Annotated in this window: 18 protein-coding genes, 1 tRNA gene and 1 pseudogene; 5 read left to right on the forward strand and 15 right to left on the reverse strand. The window is 63.6% G+C overall.

Annotation, left to right across the window (positions count from 1 at the left end; genetic code table 11):
• The first annotated feature begins 20 nt into the window (after positions 1–20).
• Positions 21–2,072 carry a M3 family metallopeptidase gene (locus FHW64_RS06420; RefSeq protein ID WP_184524100.1) on the forward strand — a complete coding sequence of 684 codons (2,052 nt, stop codon included), beginning with the start codon at positions 21–23 and terminating at the stop codon, positions 2,070–2,072.
• A 57-nt stretch (positions 2,073–2,129) separates the two neighbouring features.
• Positions 2,130–2,756 carry a glutaredoxin family protein gene (locus FHW64_RS06425; RefSeq protein ID WP_184524102.1) on the forward strand — a complete coding sequence of 209 codons (627 nt, stop codon included), beginning with the start codon at positions 2,130–2,132 and terminating at the stop codon, positions 2,754–2,756.
• Positions 2,757–2,780: 24 nt separating this feature from the next.
• Here FHW64_RS06425 and rpiA read toward each other — a convergent pair whose 3' ends face one another.
• Positions 2,781–3,482 carry a ribose-5-phosphate isomerase RpiA gene (gene rpiA / locus FHW64_RS06430; RefSeq protein WP_184524104.1) on the reverse strand — a complete coding sequence of 234 codons (702 nt, stop codon included), beginning with the start codon at positions 3,480–3,482 and terminating at the stop codon, positions 2,781–2,783.
• Between the two features lie 40 nt (positions 3,483–3,522).
• On the opposite strand from rpiA, the gene FHW64_RS06435 reads away from it, so the two are divergent.
• Positions 3,523–4,590, forward strand: a complete 1,068-nt coding sequence (locus tag FHW64_RS06435; protein WP_184524106.1) for a quinone-dependent dihydroorotate dehydrogenase — start codon at positions 3,523–3,525, stop codon at positions 4,588–4,590.
• Between the two features lie 9 nt (positions 4,591–4,599).
• Here the strand turns inward: FHW64_RS06435 and FHW64_RS06440 are convergent, their stop codons facing one another.
• The 14 genes from FHW64_RS06440 to uvrB all read right to left on the reverse strand — a co-directional run bounded on the left by FHW64_RS06440 (position 4,600) and on the right by uvrB (position 15,768).
• Positions 4,600–5,286 carry a phage holin family protein gene (locus FHW64_RS06440; RefSeq protein ID WP_184524107.1) on the reverse strand — a complete coding sequence of 229 codons (687 nt, stop codon included), beginning with the start codon at positions 5,284–5,286 and terminating at the stop codon, positions 4,600–4,602.
• A gap of 72 nt (positions 5,287–5,358) precedes the next feature.
• Positions 5,359–5,667: a glycine zipper domain-containing protein gene (locus FHW64_RS06445; RefSeq protein WP_184524109.1), complete on the reverse strand. Its 309-nt coding sequence runs from the start codon at positions 5,665–5,667 to the stop codon at positions 5,359–5,361.
• Positions 5,668–5,757: 90 nt separating this feature from the next.
• Entirely contained in the window at positions 5,758–6,855 is a 1,098-nt protein-coding gene (locus tag FHW64_RS06450; RefSeq protein ID WP_184524111.1) for an NAD(P)/FAD-dependent oxidoreductase, read from the reverse strand.
• A 30-nt stretch (positions 6,856–6,885) separates the two neighbouring features.
• Complete coding sequence (locus tag FHW64_RS06455; RefSeq protein ID WP_184524113.1) at positions 6,886–7,035, reverse strand: stereocilin; 150 nt, start codon at positions 7,033–7,035, stop codon at positions 6,886–6,888.
• Positions 7,036–7,185: 150 nt separating this feature from the next.
• A tRNA-Val gene (locus FHW64_RS06460) sits at positions 7,186–7,260 on the reverse strand.
• 64 nt (positions 7,261–7,324) lie between these two features.
• Positions 7,325–8,044 (reverse strand): DNA polymerase III subunit epsilon, encoded by a 720-nt coding sequence (gene dnaQ / locus FHW64_RS06465; RefSeq protein ID WP_184524115.1) that lies wholly within the window; start codon positions 8,042–8,044, stop codon positions 7,325–7,327.
• Positions 8,044–8,382 (reverse strand): ISC system 2Fe-2S type ferredoxin, encoded by a 339-nt coding sequence (gene fdx / locus FHW64_RS06470; protein WP_184524117.1) that lies wholly within the window; start codon positions 8,380–8,382, stop codon positions 8,044–8,046. Before fdx ends, dnaQ begins: the two co-directional genes overlap by 1 nt.
• Before the next feature lie 11 nt (positions 8,383–8,393).
• Positions 8,394–10,250: a Fe-S protein assembly chaperone HscA gene (hscA, locus tag FHW64_RS06475; protein ID WP_184524119.1), complete on the reverse strand. Its 1,857-nt coding sequence runs from the start codon at positions 10,248–10,250 to the stop codon at positions 8,394–8,396.
• 4 nt (positions 10,251–10,254) lie between these two features.
• Positions 10,255–10,773, reverse strand: a complete 519-nt coding sequence (gene hscB / locus FHW64_RS06480; protein ID WP_184524121.1) for a Fe-S protein assembly co-chaperone HscB — start codon at positions 10,771–10,773, stop codon at positions 10,255–10,257.
• 60 nt (positions 10,774–10,833) lie between these two features.
• The gene (gene iscA / locus FHW64_RS06485) at positions 10,834–11,157 is read right to left on the reverse strand and encodes an iron-sulfur cluster assembly protein IscA (RefSeq protein ID WP_184524123.1); all 324 of its coding nucleotides are present in this window, start codon (positions 11,155–11,157) and stop codon (positions 10,834–10,836) included.
• Between the two features lies 1 nt (position 11,158).
• Positions 11,159–11,572, reverse strand: coding sequence for a Fe-S cluster assembly scaffold IscU (gene iscU / locus FHW64_RS06490; RefSeq protein ID WP_184524125.1), 414 nt, complete (start codon positions 11,570–11,572; stop codon positions 11,159–11,161).
• A gap of 18 nt (positions 11,573–11,590) precedes the next feature.
• Positions 11,591–12,811: an IscS subfamily cysteine desulfurase gene (locus tag FHW64_RS06495; RefSeq protein ID WP_184524127.1), complete on the reverse strand. Its 1,221-nt coding sequence runs from the start codon at positions 12,809–12,811 to the stop codon at positions 11,591–11,593.
• A gap of 71 nt (positions 12,812–12,882) precedes the next feature.
• The gene (iscR, locus tag FHW64_RS06500) at positions 12,883–13,419 is read right to left on the reverse strand and encodes a Fe-S cluster assembly transcriptional regulator IscR (RefSeq protein WP_088957541.1); all 537 of its coding nucleotides are present in this window, start codon (positions 13,417–13,419) and stop codon (positions 12,883–12,885) included.
• 216 nt (positions 13,420–13,635) lie between these two features.
• Positions 13,636–15,768 (reverse strand): excinuclease ABC subunit UvrB, encoded by a 2,133-nt coding sequence (uvrB, locus tag FHW64_RS06505; protein WP_311733265.1) that lies wholly within the window; start codon positions 15,766–15,768, stop codon positions 13,636–13,638.
• Between the two features lie 110 nt (positions 15,769–15,878).
• Here uvrB and FHW64_RS06510 point away from each other — a divergent pair, with 110 nt between their 5' ends.
• Together FHW64_RS06510 and FHW64_RS06515 are read left to right on the forward strand one after the other, a co-directional pair.
• Positions 15,879–17,075, forward strand: coding sequence for an amino acid aminotransferase (locus FHW64_RS06510; protein ID WP_184524129.1), 1,197 nt, complete (start codon positions 15,879–15,881; stop codon positions 17,073–17,075).
• Positions 17,076–17,310: 235 nt separating this feature from the next.
• Positions 17,311–17,552, forward strand: a pseudogene (locus FHW64_RS06515) (polyhydroxyalkanoate depolymerase); the annotation flags it as partial.

Raw genomic sequence — 17,552 nt, forward strand, 5'->3', positions numbered from 1 at the left:
ACGCTCGACCTGGACTAGATATGACTGACAACCCGCTTCTTGACTTTGCCGACCTCCCGCTTTTCGACCGGATCAAGCCCGCGCATGTCGCTCCGGCGGTCGACGCACTACTGGCGGAGGCCGAAGCGGCGCTGCAAGCCGTAACTGCTCCGGAATTCCCGTCGGACTGGCTGGCGATCTCGCGAGTACTCGACGTGGCGTCCGAGCGCTTCAGCCGCGCGTGGGGCGCGGTGGGCCATCTCAATGCGGTTGCCGATACGCCCGAACTCCGCGCCGCCTACAACGAGGCGATGCCGCGCGTCACTGCCTTCTGGACGCGCCTCGGTTCAGACGAACGCCTGTACGCCAAGTACAAGGCCATCGATCCCGCCATGCTCAATGCGGAGCAGCGTCAGGCGCATCACAACGCGATCCGCAACTTCGTGCTGGGCGGCGCCGAATTGCGGGGACCGGCCAAGGTCCGCTTTGCCGAGATCCAGGAACGCCAGGCCGAGCTGAGCCAGAAGTTCAGCGAAAACGCACTCGATGCTACCGATGCCTTCGCCTACTACGCCCCGTTCGGGGAGCTGGAGGGGCTTCCGGAAGACGTGATCAGCGCCGCCCGCACGGCCGCGGAGGCTGAGGGCAAGGAAGGCTACAAGCTCACGCTGAAGATGCCGTCCTACCTGCCGGTGATGCAGTTCGCCAAGAGCAGCGCGCTGCGCGAGCGGCTCTACCGCGCCTACGTCACCCGCGCGAGCGAACTCGGCGATCCGGCGTTCGACAACACCGAGCTGATCCGCGAAATCCTCGAGTTGCGCCAGGAGGAAGCCAAGCTCCTCGGCTACCCCAATTTCGGCGAGCTTTCGATCGTGCCGAAGATGGCCGAATCCGCCGACCAGGTAGTCAAGTTCCTGCGCGATCTGGCGACCAAAGCCAAGCCCTACGGCGAGCGCGATCTGGCCGACCTGCGCGTCTTCGCCGCCGAGCAACTCGGCGTCACCGACCCGCAGCCTTGGGACTGGAGCTATATCGGCGAGAAGCTCAAGGAAGCGCGCTATGCCTTCAGCGACCAGGAGGTGAAGCAGTATTTCACTGCACCCAAGGTCATGGCGGGGCTGTTCAAGATCGTCGAGACACTCTTCGAGGTATCGATCCGACGCGACCAGGCGCCGGTCTGGCATCCGAGCGTCGAGTTCTACCGCATCGAACGCAGCGGGCAGAAGGTCGGGCAGTTCTACCTGGACCCGTCCGCGCGACCGGCCAAGCGTGGGGGCGCGTGGATGGACGACGTCCGCGCCCGCTGGCTGCGCCCCGACACCGGCACCCTGCAGACGCCGGTCGCACAGCTGGTCTGCAACTTCGCCGAAGGCGTCGACGGCAAGCCGCCGCTGCTCACGCATGACGACGTGACGACGCTCTTCCACGAATTCGGCCATGGCCTGCATCACATGCTCACGCAGATCAACGAGCGCGATGTCTCTGGCATCAGCGGCGTGGAATGGGATGCGGTCGAGCTGCCGAGCCAATTCATGGAGAACTTCTGCTGGGAGTGGGACGTGCTTGCCCACATGACTGCGCACGTCGACACCGGTGCACCGCTGCCGCGCGCGCTGTTCGACAAGATGACGGCGGCCAAGAACTTCCAGAGCGGCCTGCAGACGCTGCGGCAGATCGAGTTCTCGCTGTTCGACATGCTGCTGCACACCGCCTATGACGCCACGACCGCCAAGCCGGGCGACGTGCTGGCGCTGCTCGGCAAGGTACGTCAGGAAGTAGCGGTCATGCCGTCCCCGGCCTTCAGCCGCACTCCGCACACCTTCAGCCACATCTTCTCGGGCGGGTATGCGGCGGGCTATTACAGCTACAAGTGGGCCGAGGTGCTGAGCGCCGACGCCTATGCTGCTTTCGAGGAAACTGCCGGGGCCAACGGCGAGCCGAGCATCGAGACGGGCCGGAAATACCGTCAGGCCATTCTCGAGGCGGGCGGAAGCCGCACGGCGATGGAATCGTTCAAGGCCTTCCGCGGCCGCGAACCGCAGATCGACGCGCTGCTGCGCCATCAAGGAATGGCGGAACCGCAGCCAGCCTGAGGCCGAGCGGTGGCAGAGCCTGAGATACTCGGCGTCATCCGAATCCGGGAGACCTCGATGAAAAACCGCTCTGCCATCGCAAGCCTTGCCCTGCTGCTGGTCGCGACCTCGTCCTTTGCCCAGGCGGTCTACCGCCAGGTCGACAAGGATGGGCGCGTGACCTTCTCCGACCAAGCTCCGACAGCTTCTTCGCAGCCCGCGGCCCCGCGTGCCGGGAATACCGTCAATTCGGCCGTCGGTCTGCCGTACGAGCTGCGTCAGGTGACCCAACGCTACCCCGTCACGCTCTATACAGGCGAAGAGTGCGGCCCTTGTGGCGCGGCGCGCTCCCTGCTGATCACGCGCGGCGTGCCGTTCAATGAGCGCACGGTCAAGAGCAACGACGACATCGCTGCCCTGCAACGCCTGAGCGGGCAGAGCGGCCTGCCGCTGCTCAGCATCGGGTTGCAACAGCTCAAAGGCTTCTCGGACAGCGAGTGGTCGCAGTACCTCGACGCAGCAGGCTATCCGAAGAGTTCACAGTTGCCTGCGAGCTATCAGAATCCGCCGGCTCAACCGCTGGTGGCACTGGCGCCGACGGCGCAGCCCTCCCCTGTCGCGGCGCCGGCGCCCGCCGCCATTCCGGTGCCTGCGGCTCCCTCTGGCGAGCCGTCGCCGAGCAATCCGGCCGGCATCAAGTTCTAAAAGCGCCCTGAGGCCGCTTCGGCCTCAGCCGAACCGCATCGTCCGTACGCCGGACGATGTGCCCAGCAGGCACACGCTGGCCCGTTGGCGAGCGAAAACCCCCACCGTGACCACCCCCGGCCACTGGTTCACTTCCGTCTCGAAGCCGAGCGGATCGGTAATCCGCAGGCCAGTCACGTCGACGATGTTCTGACCGTTGTCGGTCACGAGCGGCGCCCCATCCTTCAGCCGCACATGAGCCTGCCCGCCCAGACGCGCGAACTGGCGGATCACGCGCTGCGTCGCCATGGGAATCACCTCCACAGGGAGCGGAAACGCCCCGAGCGTGTTGACCAACTTGGAGGAGTCGGCGATGCAGACGAATCGGCGCGACTGCGCCGCGACGATCTTCTCGCGCGTCAGCGCTGCACCGCCGCCCTTGATCATGTAGCCGCGCCCGTCGATCTCGTCGGCGCCGTCGATGTAGACCGCCAGTTCTTCGACCTCGTTGCTGTCGAAAACCGGGATGCCCAACGCCTGGAGCCGCTCGGTCGACGCCACCGAACTGGAGACCGCTCCCCGGATCTGCGACTTGATGGTGGCAAGCGCATCAATAAACTTGTTCACCGTCGAGCCGGTGCCCACCCCGACGATTTCGCCCTTGACAACGTAATCCAGTGCAGCGCGGCCGACCTGCGCCTTGAGTTCGTCCTGGGTCAGGGCCTGAGCCGGAGCGGGGGAAGTCATCGGAGAAAATCCTTGGCTGATTGAAGTCGAGAATTATCCGATGCCCCTGCTGTTGCCCTCGTCGCTTTATGGACTTGCCCGTCCTTTCCTGTTCGGGTTCGATCCCGAACACGCCCACGAAATCACCCTGGATGCGCTTGCGCGCACTCAGAACACGCCACTCGCCTGCGCCTACGCTGCGCCGCGTGTGGAAGACCGAGTCACGCTCGCTGGACTGACCTTTCCGAACCGGGTCGGACTCGCGGCCGGGCTCGACAAAAATGCCCGCTGCATCGACGCCTTTGCCGCGATGGGATTCGGCTTCGTCGAGGTCGGCACCGTCACACCCAAAGCCCAACCCGGCAACCCCAAGCCACGCATGTTCCGTCTGCCTCAACGCGACGCACTCATCAACCGCCTGGGGTTCAACAATGAGGGCCTTGAGGCGTTCATCGCGAACGTCCAACGCGCCCGCTTCCGGCGAGACACATCAAGGCTGCCGATGCTGCTCGGTCTCAACATCGGCAAGAACGCAGCCACGCCGATCGAGCGCGCCGTGGACGACTACCTGATCGGCCTCGACGGCGTGTACCCGCATGCCGACTACGTGACGATCAACATTTCGAGCCCCAACACCGCGAACCTGCGTTCGCTCCAGAGCGACGAAGCACTGGATGCGCTCCTTGGCGCGGTGGCCGACAAGCGCGAAGCCCTCGCTGCCAGGCACGGCAAGCGAGTCCCTCTCTTCGTGAAGATCGCGCCTGATCTCGACGAAGCCCAAGTCAAGGTGATCGCCGCGACGCTCCTGCGGCATGGCATGGACGGCGTCATTGCCACGAACACGACGCTTTCACGCGAAGCAGTGACCGGCCTGCAGCACGCCGCAGAAGCCGGGGGCTTGTCGGGCGCGCCGGTCAGGGAGGCAAGCAACCGGGTCATCGGGCAGTTGCGGGCAGCACTGGGAAGCAAGTTCCCCATCGTGGGTGTCGGCGGCATTCTGAGCGCGGCCGATGCCAAGTCGAAGATCGATGCCGGTGCGGACGTGGTACAGATCTACACCGGATTGATCTATCGGGGACCGGGGCTGGTCCGAAAGGTTGCCCAGGCACTGCGCCGCAGCGACGCCTGAGCGTCGAGATCAGCGCATCCGCCAGAGGACCGGCACGATCACGCTGGCCCAGCGCACGATGCGGCGCGGCCCAAGGACCGCGACCACCGCTGCGGCAGCAACGCCGGCCGCAACCGGATGCTCGCGCGCGATGCGTATCGCGGCGGCGCTGGGGCTTTCATTCGGCACAGGGGCTTCGCCCTTGCCTGTCGAGGCCGCTTCGAGGGTAGCGATACGCACGCGCTGCTTTTCGATACGCAGCAGCAGTTCCTCGCGGGTGTGCGGTCGCGGTTCGCGGGGTACTGCGCCCGGCTTTCTCTTTCCGAGGCTTTGCCGGAGCCATGCGCGATCGCGCTCGAACTCGCGGAGCACCGGCTCGAACGCCGACGACGACTTGCCCGACATCGACAGAAGCGCAACCACCGAGGTCAGCCAAAGCGCCACCCAGACCGCAGCGACCAGCCAAGCGGCCACCGAGCGATATGGCGTGTCCCAGAAGTGGACGACGATGGCCACCGACAGCAGGGCAATCGCGATCGTCGTGAGTCCAACCACCGCGATGACGAGACCGAGCATCCATCGCAGACGCTTCTTCTCGTCTTCCCACGCAAAGCGCAGGAGTTCGGCCCGGTCTTCCGCAGCGAGCGCACCTTCACCGATCAGGATTCGCAGGCGCCGCAACTGGGATTTGATCCCGAAAAGCGACGACAGCCTCATGCGCCGACCTCGCGAGCCTCGCGGCAAGTGCCGGTCCGGACCCGCTTGAAGGCGACGCTGGCGCGGATGAACTCAGCGGCGGCCAAGCAGCAGGCCCACCAGGACGCCCACTGCCAGCGCAGCGCCGGCGATCTGCCAGGGCTCGTCGTGCGCATAGGCGTTGGCCGAGCTGGCAGCCTCGCGTGCCTTCTTGGCGGCGACGCGGCTCTTTTCCGCGGCCAACTCGCGCGCGATCGCCAGCTTGCTGTCGATACGCTGGCGAAGCGCCTTGATGTGAGGGACCGAGTCGAGATCCTTGCTGGCGAGCACGCCGCGCACATCGCTCGCGATGTCTTCCGCCACGGCGTTGGCCGCTGCTTCGAGGTTGGTGGTTGCAGTCATTGAAAAAGGTCCTCCTCAACGCGCCGGCACCGCGCCGGCAACTCACGCCGACAAACGACGCACCGCCGCATGGTACATGCCTGCGCCCGTCTACGACAGCAGATCAGCCACTTGACGGGCGATGGCCAAGCTGCTCGTGAGACCCGGCGATTCGATCCCGAACAGGTTGACGAGACCCGGAATGCCATGGTCGGCCGGCCCCGCGATCATGAAGTCGGCAGCGGCCTCCTTCGGACCGGAAATCTTGGGCCGCATGCCTGCGTAACCGGGCTGGAGCGCGCCATCGGGCAGGCCAGGCCAGTATTTCCGAACCTCTGCGTAAAAGGCCTGGCCGCGGGCGGGATCGACCTGGAGGTCATCCGGACGATCGACCCATTGGACGTCCGGCCCGAACTTGGCTTGGCCGCCGAGATCGAGCGTGAGGTGCACGCCAAGACCTGCCGCCTCCGGAACCGGATAAATCAAGCGACTAAAGGGCGCCCGCCCGGCCAGGGTGAAGTAGTTTCCCTTTGCAAAAAAGGCTTGTGGCACAAGTTGTGGGGAAAGCCCTTCGAAGCGCCGTGCCAACAGCGGAGCAGAAAGGCCCGCCGCATTCACCACGCTGCCGCAGCGCAGCCGCGTGCCGTCATCGGTGGTCAGAAGGATGCCTGCCTTTTCACACGCCGCACTCGCGACACCCGACTTGAGCGCAACGATGCCTCCCGCATGTTCCAGATCACCCTGCAAGCTCAGCATGAACGCATGGCTGTCCACGATGCCTGTGCTGGGTGAAAGCAGTGCCGCGGTGCAAGCCAGTTGCGGCTCCATCGCGCGGGCCTCGTCACTGGAGAGCAGGACCATATCGTCAACGCCATTGGCTGCGGCCTTGGCCATGATGCCGGCGAGTTGTTCGACCTGCGCTTCAGAGGTCGCGACGATGAGCTTGCCACAGCGATCATGAGGCACACCCCGCTCCTGGGCATACGCATAGAGCAGCCTCTTGCCCTCCACGCATAGCCGAGCCTTCAGCGAGCCCTTGGGGTAGTAGATCCCTGCGTGGATCACCTCGCTGTTGCGGGAGCTCGTACCGGTACCGATGGCGCCTCCGGCCTCCAGCACGATGACCTCGCGTCCCTGGAGCGCGAGAGCGCGTGCGACGGCCAGACCGACTACACCGGCGCCAATGACGGCGCAATCGAATTCATCCATGTCGGGAGCATAGCGGCGCGCAGCCGCCGGTCACGACGACTTGCCTGTGACTGATGCGGTCGTCGGAAACGCAAGGTTGCCCGGAGGCGCCGCAGGCCCCTCGTCGGGCTCGACAGGCAGCTCGGGAACGTCCGGCGGGTGCGGAGTCATGGGAGGCGGAAGATCGGGACTGGTGGCCATGGCGGTTCTCCTTCAACCACAACCGTCGTTCTACGGGAGGCGAAGGCGCTATGCAACAGGCTAAGCGCGCGACTGCGGGCGCGCACGCCCAACTTGCTTCGCAAGCGAACAACCATGCGCCGGAAGCGATGAAATTGGAAAGGGGGAAATTGGTGGGCGGTCAGGGTTTCGAACCCCGGACCCCAGCAGTGTGAATGCTGTGCTCTACCCCTGAGCTAACCGCCCGAAGCGCCGACGAGGGTGCCAGCGCTATCGATCTTTTTCGTACCGTTCGGTGCGAAGCCTGCGATTATGCCACAGCCATTTCGCTCATTTTGCGAAATAACGTTCGACCGCTGCTACTTTTATCGAGTTGCACCAGGACCTCCTCGTGTGCGGCCAGTTCATGCTCGGCGGCAACGAGTACCGGCAGTTCGAACGTGCGCAAGTCAACGATCACTATGGCACCCTGCTTCGGCTCGTCGGTCGCAACGTCGATCAGCAAAGCGTCCTGGCCGCGCGTGAGATTGATGTAGACATCCGCAAGCAGTTGCGCGTCCAGCTTTGCGCCGTGGAAGGTCCGGTTGGAGCGATCTACACCGAAGCGGTCGCAAAGCGCGTCCAGCGAATTCCGCTTGCCTGGATAAACCGATTTCGCCATTGCCAGCGTATCGGTAACCTCCGAGACGAAACTGCGCAGCGGAGGCAGTCCGGAGAGCTCGAATTCCTTGTTCAGGAAGCCCACGTCGAACGCCGCGTTGTGAATGATCAGCTCGGCGCCCCGAAGGTACTCCACGATGTCGTTGGCCAACGTGCCGAACTTGGGCTTGTCGCGCAAGAAGTCCGTCGTCAGGCCGTGCACCTTGAGCGCGTCCTCATGACTCTCGCGCTCAGGATTGAAGTAGATATGCAGGTCGTTGCCGGTGAGCTTGCGGTTGAACAGCTCGACGCACCCCAGTTCGATGATGCGGTCGCCGTTCTCGGCGGAGAGGCCAGTGGTTTCGGTGTCGAGGACGATCTGCCGGGTCATCAATGATTTTCTTTGGCGTGATTGATGGAGTACTTCGGAATTTCCACTGTTAGGTCCGATTGTGCAAGGATCGCCTGGCAGCTCAGGCGAGACTGTGGCTCCAGGCCCCACGCACGGTCGAGCAGATCTTCTTCCTCTTCCTCCGCCTCGTTCAGCGATTCGCCGCCCTTTCGCACGATCACGTGGCAGGTGGTGCAGGCGCAGCTCATCTCGCAGGCGTGCTCGATGTGAATGTCGTTCTCGAGCAGCGCCTCGCAGATCGACGTACCTGCGGGCGCGGTGATTTCGGCGCCCTCGGGACAATACTCGGCGTGGGGAAGGATCTTGATCGTGGGCATGAAGTGTTCTTCTAGAGGGACTCGATCTGGCGGCCCGCGAGCGCGCGCGTGATACCGGCGTTCATGCGCCGTGCAGCAAAGGATTCGGTGCCATCGGCGAGCGTCTTGGTCGCGGCCTCGATCACCGCGGCGTCACCCGATGACTGCGCGCGGCGCAGTGCATCCATCAGCGTGTCGATGGCTTCGCGCTCGTCCGCGGACAGGAGAGCGCCATCGGCATCCAACGCGCTCTGCGTCGCCAACAGCATGCGGTCGGCATCCACGCGGGCTTCAACGAGCGCGCGGGCCTGCATGTCCTGCTGCGCAGTAGAGAAGCTCTCTTGCAGCATGGTGGCGATCTGATCATCGGAGAGCCCGTAGGAAGGCTTGACCGTGACGCTCGCCTCCACACCGCTGCCCTGCTCCTTTGCACTGACGCTCAGCAGGCCATCGGCGTCGACGGTGAAGGTGACGCGAATCCGCGCCACCCCAGCCGCCATCGGTGGAATACCGCGCAACTCGAAACGCGCGAGGCTGCGGCAGTCAGCGACGAGATCTCGCTCACCTTGGACGACGTGGAGCGCCAGGGCCGTCTGGCCATCCACGTAGGTTGTGAAGTCTTGCGCCATCGCAGTCGGGATGGTCTGGTTGCGAGGCACGATGCGCTCGACGAGTCCGCCCATGGTCTCGATGCCCAGCGAGAGCGGGATCACGTCGAGCAGCAGCAGGTCGTCGACGCCGCCATTGCCGGCCAGCTGATTGGCCTGGATCGAAGCACCGAGGGCAACGACCTCATCCGGATTCAGGTTGGTCAACGGATCGCGGCCGAAGAACTTGCCGACCGCGTTGCGGATCTGCGGCATGCGCGTCGCGCCGCCAACCAGCACGATGCCCTTGAGTTCATCCGGCTGGAGCCGCGCGTCGCGCAGCGCCTTGCGGACCGACGCGATGGTGCGCGCTGTGAGCTTTTCAGTCGCCGCTTCGAACTGCTCTCGCAGCACTTCAAATTGAATCTGCCCCGCCTGAAGATGGGCCGAGAAGACCGCCGAATCCACCGAGGAAAGCGCTTCCTTGGTCGCCCTTGCGGCCACCAGCATGGCAGCCTTGTCGGCGTCGCTGATTGCCTTGAGACCCGTCTGCGCAAGAACAAAATCAGCCAGCGCGTCGTCGTAGTCGTCGCCACCCAGCGCCGAGTCGCCACCGGTTGCGATCACTTCGAAAACGCCTTGCGTCAACCGCAGGATCGAGATGTCGAACGTGCCACCGCCGAGGTCATAGACCGCATAAACGCCCTCGCTCGCGTTGTCGAGCCCGTAAGCGATCGCGGCCGCTGTCGGCTCGCTGATGAGACGCAGGACATTGAGGCCGGCGAGCTGCGCAGCATCCTTGGTCGCTTGGCGTTGGCCCTCGTCGAAGTACGCGGGGACGGTAATCACCGCGCCGTACAGGTCGTCGTTGAAGGTGTCTTCGGCGCGGTAACGCAGCGTCGCGAGAATCTCCGCGCTGACCTCGATGGGCGACTTCACGCCCGCAGCGGTCAGGACGCGGACCATGCCGGCTTCGTCCGTGAGGTGGTAGGCCATCGCGTCACGATTGCCGATGTCCTGAACACCACGCCCCATCAGCCGCTTGACCGAAGTGATCACGTTTGCGGGATCTTCGGCGCGCGCCGCGAGGGCGTCGAAGCCGATCTGGCGGCGGTCCTTGTCGAGATACCGAACAGCCGACGGCAGGATCACGCGCCCCTCCCCGTCCGGTAGGCACTCGGCCACCCCATTGCGAACGGCGGCAACGAGCGAATGCGTCGTGCCGAGGTCGATGCCAACGGCAATGCGGCGCTGGTGCGGGTCGGGCGCCTGGCCGGGTTCTGAAATCTGAAGCAATGCCATCGCTCTATTGTCCCAACTGGTCCGACTTGATTTCGATGTCATGGGCAAAGCGCTCAATGAACATGAGGGCTCTGATCTGCTTTGCCGCAGACAGGTAGTCGCCCTTCTCGTCGATGAGCCAGTCGAGCGACGACAAAGCGCGGGTGCGGCCGGCCTCGACTTCCCCGCGCAGCTTCTCGATTGCAGCGTCGTCCTCGGCCTCCTCGAGCTCTTCACGCCAGGCAATCTGGTGCATCAGGAAGTCCGGCGGCATCGCCGTATTGTTCTCGGCGTTGATCGGTGCGCCGTTCAGGTCGCAAAGGTAGGTCGCGCGCTTGATTGGGTCCTTGAGCCGCTGGTAGGCCTCGTTGATGCGGACCGACCATTGCATGGCAACCCGCTGCGCCGCGGCGCCCTGAGCGGCAAATCGGTCCGGGTGTGCTTCGCGCTGAAGCTCCTTCCAGCGGTTGTCCAGCGCCGCGCGGTCCTGCGCGAAAGTCGCCGGGACGGCAAACAGTTCGAAGTCGGTATCGGTGAGGTTCATGGCGCTAAAAAGCCGCCAGCACATGACATGGTGGCGGCTCGGGCTCAAGGCCGGGACAAATCAGATGCGGAAGCTCTCGCCGCAACCACAGCGGTCGCGTTCGTTCGGGTTGTTGAACTTGAAACCCTCGTTGAGGCCCTCGCGGACGAAGTCGAGCTGGGTTCCGTCAATGTAGGCGAGACTTTTCGGGTCGACCAGCACCTTCACGCCGTGGTCTTCGAACACCACGTCTTCAGGCGAAAGCTCATCGACATACTCGAGCTTGTAGGCCAAGCCTGAGCAACCGGTGGTTTTGACGCCCAGCCGCACCCCCACGCCCTTGCCTCGCTTTCCGAGGTAGCGGGTGACGTGGCGCGCGGCGGATTCGGTCAGGGTCACAGCCATGTCAGTGAGCAGCCTCCGCCGCCTTCGTGGCGGCGCCATGCTTGGCCTTGTAGTCGTTGACCGCCGCTTTGATCGCATCTTCCGCGAGGATCGAGCAGTGAATCTTGACCGGCGGCAGCGCCAGTTCTTCGGCGATCTGCGCGTTCTTCAGGGCGGCGGCCTCGTCGAGCGTCTTGCCCTTGACCCATTCGGTCACGAGCGAAGAAGAAGCGATTGCCGAACCGCAGCCGTAGGTCTTGAAGCGTGCATCTTCGATCACGCCGGTTTCCGGGTTGACCTTGATCTGCAACTTCATGACGTCGCCGCATGCCGGCGCGCCAACCATGCCGGTGCCCACCGTAGTGTCGCCCTTTTCAAAGGAGCCGACATTGCGGGGGTTTTCGTAGTGGTCAATGACCTTCGATGAGTAAGCCATGGGGTACCTCTTGGATTTTTAGTGAGCCGACCACTGGATCGTGTTCAGATCGATGCCATCCTGGAACATTTCCCAGAGCGGGCTCAGTTCACGGAGCTTGGCAACGTTGTGCTTGATAGTCGAGATTGCATAGTCGATCTCTTCCTCGGTCGTGAACCGGCCGATCGTCATGCGCAGGCTGCTGTGGGCCAGTTCGTCGCTGCGGCCCAACGCGCGCAGCACGTAGCTGGGCTCGAGGCTGGCCGAGGTGCAGGCGGAGCCGCTGGACACTGCCAACCCCTTGATGCCCATGATCAGCGACTCGCCTTCAACGTAGTTGAAGCTCATGTTCAGGTTGTGCGGCACGCGGTGTTCGAGGTCGCCGTTGATGAAGACTTGTTCGACATCCTTCAGGCCATCAAGCAGGCGCTGCTGGAGCGCACGCGCCTTGGCGATGTCTTCCTTCATTTCGAGCTTGGCGAGGCGGAACGCTTCGCCCATGCCGACGATCTGGTGCGTGGGCAGCGTACCGGAACGCATGCCGCGCTCATGACCACCGCCGTGCATCTGCGCTTCGAGCCGCACGCGCGGCTTGCGGCGAACGTACAGAGCGCCGATGCCTTTCGGGCCATACGTCTTGTGCGAGGCCAGGCTCATGAGATCGATCGGAAGCGTCTTGACGTCGATTTCGACCTTGCCCGTAGCTTGAGCAGCATCGACATGGAAGATCACGCCCTTTTCACGGCAGATATTGCCGAGCGTCACCATGTCCTGGACCACGCCGATCTCGTTGTTCACGAACATCACGCTCGCGAGGATGGTGTCGGGCCGGATCGCAGCCTTGAAGGCCTCGATATCGAGCAGGCCATTTTCCTGAACGTCGAGATAGGTGACTTCGAAACCTTGGCGCTCGAGTTCGCGCATGGTGTCGAGCACGGCCTTGTGCTCGGTCTTCACCGTAATCAGGTGCTTGCCCTTGCCTTTGTAGAAATGGGCCGCGCCCTTCAACGCAAGATTGTTCGATTCGGTCGCGCCAGACGTCCACACGATTTCGCGGGGATCGGCGCCGATCAATTCCGCCACGAAGCCGCGCGCCTTCTCGACGGCCTCCTCGGCTTCCCAACCCCAGGCGTGGCTGCGCGATGCCGGGTTGCCGAAGTGCTCGCGCAACCACGGAATCATCGCGTCGACGACGCGCGGATCGACCGGCGTCGTCGCGCCGTAGTCAAGGTAGATCGGGAAATGAGGAGTGACGTCCATGGCTGGCTCGGGCTGTCGTGGGGTTTGATTCTTTGTGTGCGACGAATGGGCGCCCGCAGGCGCCTTCGTACTCAGGACTTCGCGAAGGCGTTGCCCAGCGCGAACACCGAATTGGGCGCATTGACCCGAATCGGCTTGACGACCGGCTGGCTCGAGATCGCGCGCTTGACGGCGGGCTTGTTCTCGATCTGCACACCCTTGGCAATCTGGTCGTCCACCAGCTTCTGCAAGGTGACCGAATCGAGGAACTCGACCATGCGCTGGTTCAGCGACGCCCAAAGCTCGTGCGTCATGCAGCGGCCTGCTTCGCCGAGGCAGTTTTCCTTGCCGCCGCACTGGGTGGCATCGATGGGCTCATCGACGGAAACAATGATGTCGGCCACGGTGATATCCGAAGCCTTGCGTCCCAGCGAGTAACCGCCGCCCGGACCGCGGGTCGATTCGACCAGCTCATGGCGGCGCAGCTTGCCGAACAGCTGCTCCAGATAGGACAACGAAATCTGCTGCCGCTGGCTGATTGCGGCCAAAGTGACCGGACCGGTGTTCTGGCGCAGCGCCAGATCGATCATGGCTGTCACCGCAAAGCGGCCTTTGGTAGTGAGACGCATCGCAAGCTCCTTGAGTGCTTACCGTTGAAATGACACCGCGACCAGAGGTCTCGGTGACGTCGTCTCCGCCCTGCCCGACCCCTGCTTGACTGGCGAACCAGTGAATGGGAGTCGGCCCTTCATCGCGAAGTTTCTTGTTTGTTGAGTATTTCGCTCAAGTATACCAGAAGGCCCTGTCGCGTGCTCGGGTAAACCCGATTGCAGTGCCGAGCGGTCTCAGGCGGCCGGACCGCCAGCGCCCAACGGCGCAATATTGTCGTGCCCAGGCCCCCCGAAGGCCTGCTCCCGCAGCAGCGCCAGCTGGTCGCGAACCCTCGCCGCCTTCTCGAATTCGAGATTGCGCGCGTGCTCCAGCATCGTTTTTTCGAGCCGCTTGATCTCGCGTGCGATGTCCTTTTCGGACATGTCCTCCACCTTGGCCCGCTCCAGGTCGCGCTTCGCCGATTCCTTGCTCGATTTTTCGCTGTAGACCCCGTCGATCAGGTCGCGCACCTGCTTCACGATGCTCCGTGGCGTAATGCCGTGGGCCTCGTTGTAGGCGATCTGGCGCGCCCGCCGACGCTCGGTTTCGTCGATCGCCTTCTTCATCGAGTCCGTGATCCGGTCCGCATAGAGGATCGCCTTGCCGTTCAAGTTGCGCGCCGCCCGTCCGATTGTCTGAATGAGCGAGCGCTCCGCGCGCAGGAAGCCTTCCTTGTCGGCGTCCAGGATCGCCACCAGCGACACCTCCGGGATGTCCAGCCCCTCGCGGAGCAGGTTGATGCCGACCAGCACATCGAAAGTGCCGAGACGCAGGTCGCGCAGGATCTCGACCCGCTCCACCGTGTCCACGTCGCTGTGCAGATAGCGCACCTTGACGCCGTTGTCGACGAGGTAATCCGTGAGCTGCTCGGCCATCCGCTTAGTCAGCGTGGTGATGAGCACCCGCTCGCTCTTCTCGACGCGCAGGCGGATCTCCTGGAGCACATCGTCCACCTGATGAGTCGCAGGTCGGACTTCCACCTCAGGATCGATCAAGCCGGTCGGCCGGACCAGTTGCTCCACGACATTGCCCGCGTTGTCCTTCTCGTACTGGGCCGGCGTGGCCGAAACGAAGATGCACTGCCGCATCCGATGTTCGAACTCCTCGAACTTGAGCGGACGGTTGTCCAGTGCAGACGGAAGGCGAAACCCGTATTCGACGAGCGTCGTCTTGCGCGCACGGTCGCCGTTGTACATGGCGCTGAGCTGGCCGATCATCTGATGGCTCTCGTCGAGGAACAGCAGCGCGTCCTTCGGCAAATAGTCGGTCAACGTGGCGGGCGGATCGCCAGGCGCGGCGCCCGAAAGATGCCGCGTGTAGTTCTCGATCCCCTTGCAGTGCCCGATTTCGGCCAGCATCTCAAGGTCGAAACGCGTCCGCTGCTCGAGCCGTTGCGCCTCGACCAACTTGCCTTCCGCCAGAAAGAACTTGAGCCGCTCGTCCAGCTCGAGCTTGATGGTCTCGACGGCACGCAGCACCTTGTCGCGCGGCGTCACGTAATGGCTCGACGGATAGACCGTGAAACGAGGGATTTTCTGGCGGATGCGTCCCGTGAGAGGGTCGAAAAGCTGCAGCGACTCGATTTCGTCATCGAACAGCTCGACACGGATCGCGAGTTCGCTGTGCTCCGCTGGGAAGACGTCGATGGTGTCGCCGCGCACGCGGAAGGTTCCGCGCGCAAAGTCTTGCTCATTGCGCGTGTACTGCATGCGGATCAGCCGCCCGATCACATCGCGCTGACCGATCTTGTCGCCCTGCCGCATGATGAAGCGCATCTGCGTGTAGTCCTCGGGCGTGCCGATGCCGTAGATGGCACTCACGGTTGCAACGATCACCGTGTCGCGCCGCTCCAGCACGCTCTTGGTGGCTGAAAGCCGCATCTGCTCGATGTGCTCGTTGATCGAGCTGTCCTTCTCGATGAACAGATCCCGCTGGGGCACATAGGCTTCAGGCTGGTAGTAGTCGTAGTAGCTGACGAAGTACTCCACGGCGTTCTTCGGAAAGAACTCCCGGAATTCGCTGTAGAGCTGCGCCGCCAGCGTCTTGTTGGGCGCGAAGACGATCGCAGGCCGGCCCAGGCGGGCGATCACGTTTGCCATGGTGTAAGTCTTGCCGGACCCGGTCACGCCCAGGAGCGTCTGGAAAACCTCGCCGTCCTGCACGCCTTCGACCAGACCCGCGATCGCCGTGGGCTGGTCGCCGGCAGGCGGATACGGTTGATAGAGCTCGAATGGCGATCCCGGGAACCTGACGAATTCGCCCTGCTTCACGGGTCCCATGGACTCGGCGTTCTGCGACTCTGGAATGGCTTGGGAGGCTTCTGGCATGGCGTGGACTCGGAAAAGGTGCGGGCGCGGCCGGTAAAATTCAAGCGAACCGGAAAGCTTAAACGCTGCCCCGGATTCACGCGAATCGACCACCCCCAAAGGATTTCTCCATGTCTATGTTCACCGCCGTCGAGATGGCGCCCCGCGACCCGATCCTGGGCCTCAACGAGCAATACGCTGCCGACAGCAACCCGCAAAAAGTCAACCTCGGCGTCGGCGTGTACTACGACGACAACGGCAAGCTGCCGCTGCTGAAGTGCGTCCAGGCGGCGGAAGCAGACATGATGAAGGCGCCCAGCGCGCGCGGCTATCTGCCCATCGACGGCATCGTCGCCTACGACAACGCGGTCAAGGGCCTCGTCTTCGGCGCGGACAGCGAGACCGTCAAGTCGGGCCGCGTCGCCACGATTCAAGCGATCGGCGGCACGGGCGGCCTCAAGGTCGGCGCGGACTTCCTCAAGAAGCTGTCCCCCTCGGCCAAGGTTCTGATCAGCGACCCGAGCTGGGAAAACCACCGCGCCCTCTTCACCAACGCCGGCTTCACCGTCGAAACCTATCCGTATTACGACGCTGCCAAGCGCGGCATCAACTTCGACGGCATGCTGACCGCACTGCAGACCGCTGCGGCCGGCACCATCGTCGTGCTGCACGCCTGCTGCCACAACCCGACGGGCTACGACATCACCCCCGCCCAGTGGGATCAGGTCATCGCCGCCGTCAAGGCGCGCAACTTGACCGCTTTCCTCGACATGGCCTACCAGGGCTTCGGCAACGGCATCGCCGAGGACGGCGCGGTGATCGGCAAGTTCGTCGATGCGGGCCTGACCTTCTTCGTGTCGACCTCCTTCTCCAAGAGCTTCAGCCTCTACGGCGAGCGCGTCGGCGCCCTGTCGGTGCTGTGCAAGGACAAGGACGAAGCCGCGCGAGTGCTGTCGCAGCTCAAGATCGCGATCCGCACCAACTACAGCAACCCGCCGATCCACGGCGGAGCGGTGGTGGCCGCGGTGCTCAACGACCCGGCACGTCGCGCGGTCTGGGAAGAAGAACTCGCCGAAATGCGCGTGCGCATCAAGGCCATGCGCCAGAAGCTCGTCGACGGCCTCAAGGCTGCCGGCGTGAAGCAGGACATGAGCTTCATCACCTCGCAGATCGGCATGTTCAGCTACTCGGGCCTGACCAAGGACCAGATGGTTCGCCTGCGCGAGGAATTCGGCGTCTACGGCACCGACACCGGCCGGATGTGCGTCGCTGCGCTCAACAGCAAGAACATCGACTACGTCTGCCAGAGCATCGCCAAGGTTCTCTGAGTTCGAACGGCGCCGCGGACCACCAGCGGCGCCGCTTCATGCATCTCCCAACCGAAGGCCACGGACTACGCCGTCCGATTGCCGCGGCTGACGGCATCTGAGGCATTTCGCATTCGCCTTGCAAAGGCTCACATCGGCTCAATGTCACAAGTGTGGCTCCCAAGTGGGGCGCACACTCTATTTCGACCGGTGAGCTGCTGATATATTGCATCGCAATAACTAATTGGGCCCTCCGATGCTCTACCAACTCTATGAAGCGCAACGCTCCCTGATGGAGCCCTTTGCGGACTTCGCGCAGGCAGCTTCCAAACTCTACGGCCAGGGCGCCGTGTTCGGCCAGACGCCCATCGCACAACGCATGGCCGCCGGCTACGACCTTCTGTACCGCCTCGGCAAGGACTACGAAAAGCCCGAGTTCGGCATCAAGACCGTCAAGGTCGGCGATCGCGATGTGGTGATCCACGAGAGCATCGAAGT

Source organism: Variovorax sp. Sphag1AA (assembly GCF_014192575.1).
Lineage (GTDB): Bacteria > Pseudomonadota > Gammaproteobacteria > Burkholderiales > Burkholderiaceae_C > Variovorax.

Coding starts and splice junctions, on each gene's coding strand:
- iscA (WP_184524123.1), bottom strand. CDS start 11,157: ATGGCTGTGACCCTGACCGAATCCGCCGCGCGCCACGTCACCCGCTAC.
- FHW64_RS06455 (WP_184524113.1), bottom strand. CDS start 7,035: ATGGCCACCAGTCCCGATCTTCCGCCTCCCATGACTCCGCACCCGCCG.
- iscU (WP_184524125.1), bottom strand. CDS start 11,572: ATGGCTTACTCATCGAAGGTCATTGACCACTACGAAAACCCCCGCAAT.
- FHW64_RS06450 (WP_184524111.1), bottom strand. CDS start 6,855: ATGGATGAATTCGATTGCGCCGTCATTGGCGCCGGTGTAGTCGGTCTG.
- rpiA (WP_184524104.1), bottom strand. CDS start 3,482: ATGACTTCCCCCGCTCCGGCTCAGGCCCTGACCCAGGACGAACTCAAG.
- FHW64_RS06435 (WP_184524106.1), top strand. CDS start 3,523: ATGCCCCTGCTGTTGCCCTCGTCGCTTTATGGACTTGCCCGTCCTTTC.
- FHW64_RS06425 (WP_184524102.1), top strand. CDS start 2,130: ATGAAAAACCGCTCTGCCATCGCAAGCCTTGCCCTGCTGCTGGTCGCG.
- hscA (WP_184524119.1), bottom strand. CDS start 10,250: ATGGCATTGCTTCAGATTTCAGAACCCGGCCAGGCGCCCGACCCGCAC.
- hscB (WP_184524121.1), bottom strand. CDS start 10,773: ATGAACCTCACCGATACCGACTTCGAACTGTTTGCCGTCCCGGCGACT.
- FHW64_RS06440 (WP_184524107.1), bottom strand. CDS start 5,286: ATGAGGCTGTCGTCGCTTTTCGGGATCAAATCCCAGTTGCGGCGCCTG.
- FHW64_RS06420 (WP_184524100.1), top strand. CDS start 21: ATGACTGACAACCCGCTTCTTGACTTTGCCGACCTCCCGCTTTTCGAC.
- uvrB (WP_311733265.1), bottom strand. CDS start 15,768: ATGCCAGAAGCCTCCCAAGCCATTCCAGAGTCGCAGAACGCCGAGTCC.
- dnaQ (WP_184524115.1), bottom strand. CDS start 8,044: ATGACCCGGCAGATCGTCCTCGACACCGAAACCACTGGCCTCTCCGCC.
- FHW64_RS06445 (WP_184524109.1), bottom strand. CDS start 5,667: ATGACTGCAACCACCAACCTCGAAGCAGCGGCCAACGCCGTGGCGGAA.
- fdx (WP_184524117.1), bottom strand. CDS start 8,382: ATGCCCACGATCAAGATCCTTCCCCACGCCGAGTATTGTCCCGAGGGC.
- iscR (WP_088957541.1), bottom strand. CDS start 13,419: ATGCGTCTCACTACCAAAGGCCGCTTTGCGGTGACAGCCATGATCGAT.
- FHW64_RS06510 (WP_184524129.1), top strand. CDS start 15,879: ATGTCTATGTTCACCGCCGTCGAGATGGCGCCCCGCGACCCGATCCTG.
- FHW64_RS06495 (WP_184524127.1), bottom strand. CDS start 12,811: ATGGACGTCACTCCTCATTTCCCGATCTACCTTGACTACGGCGCGACG.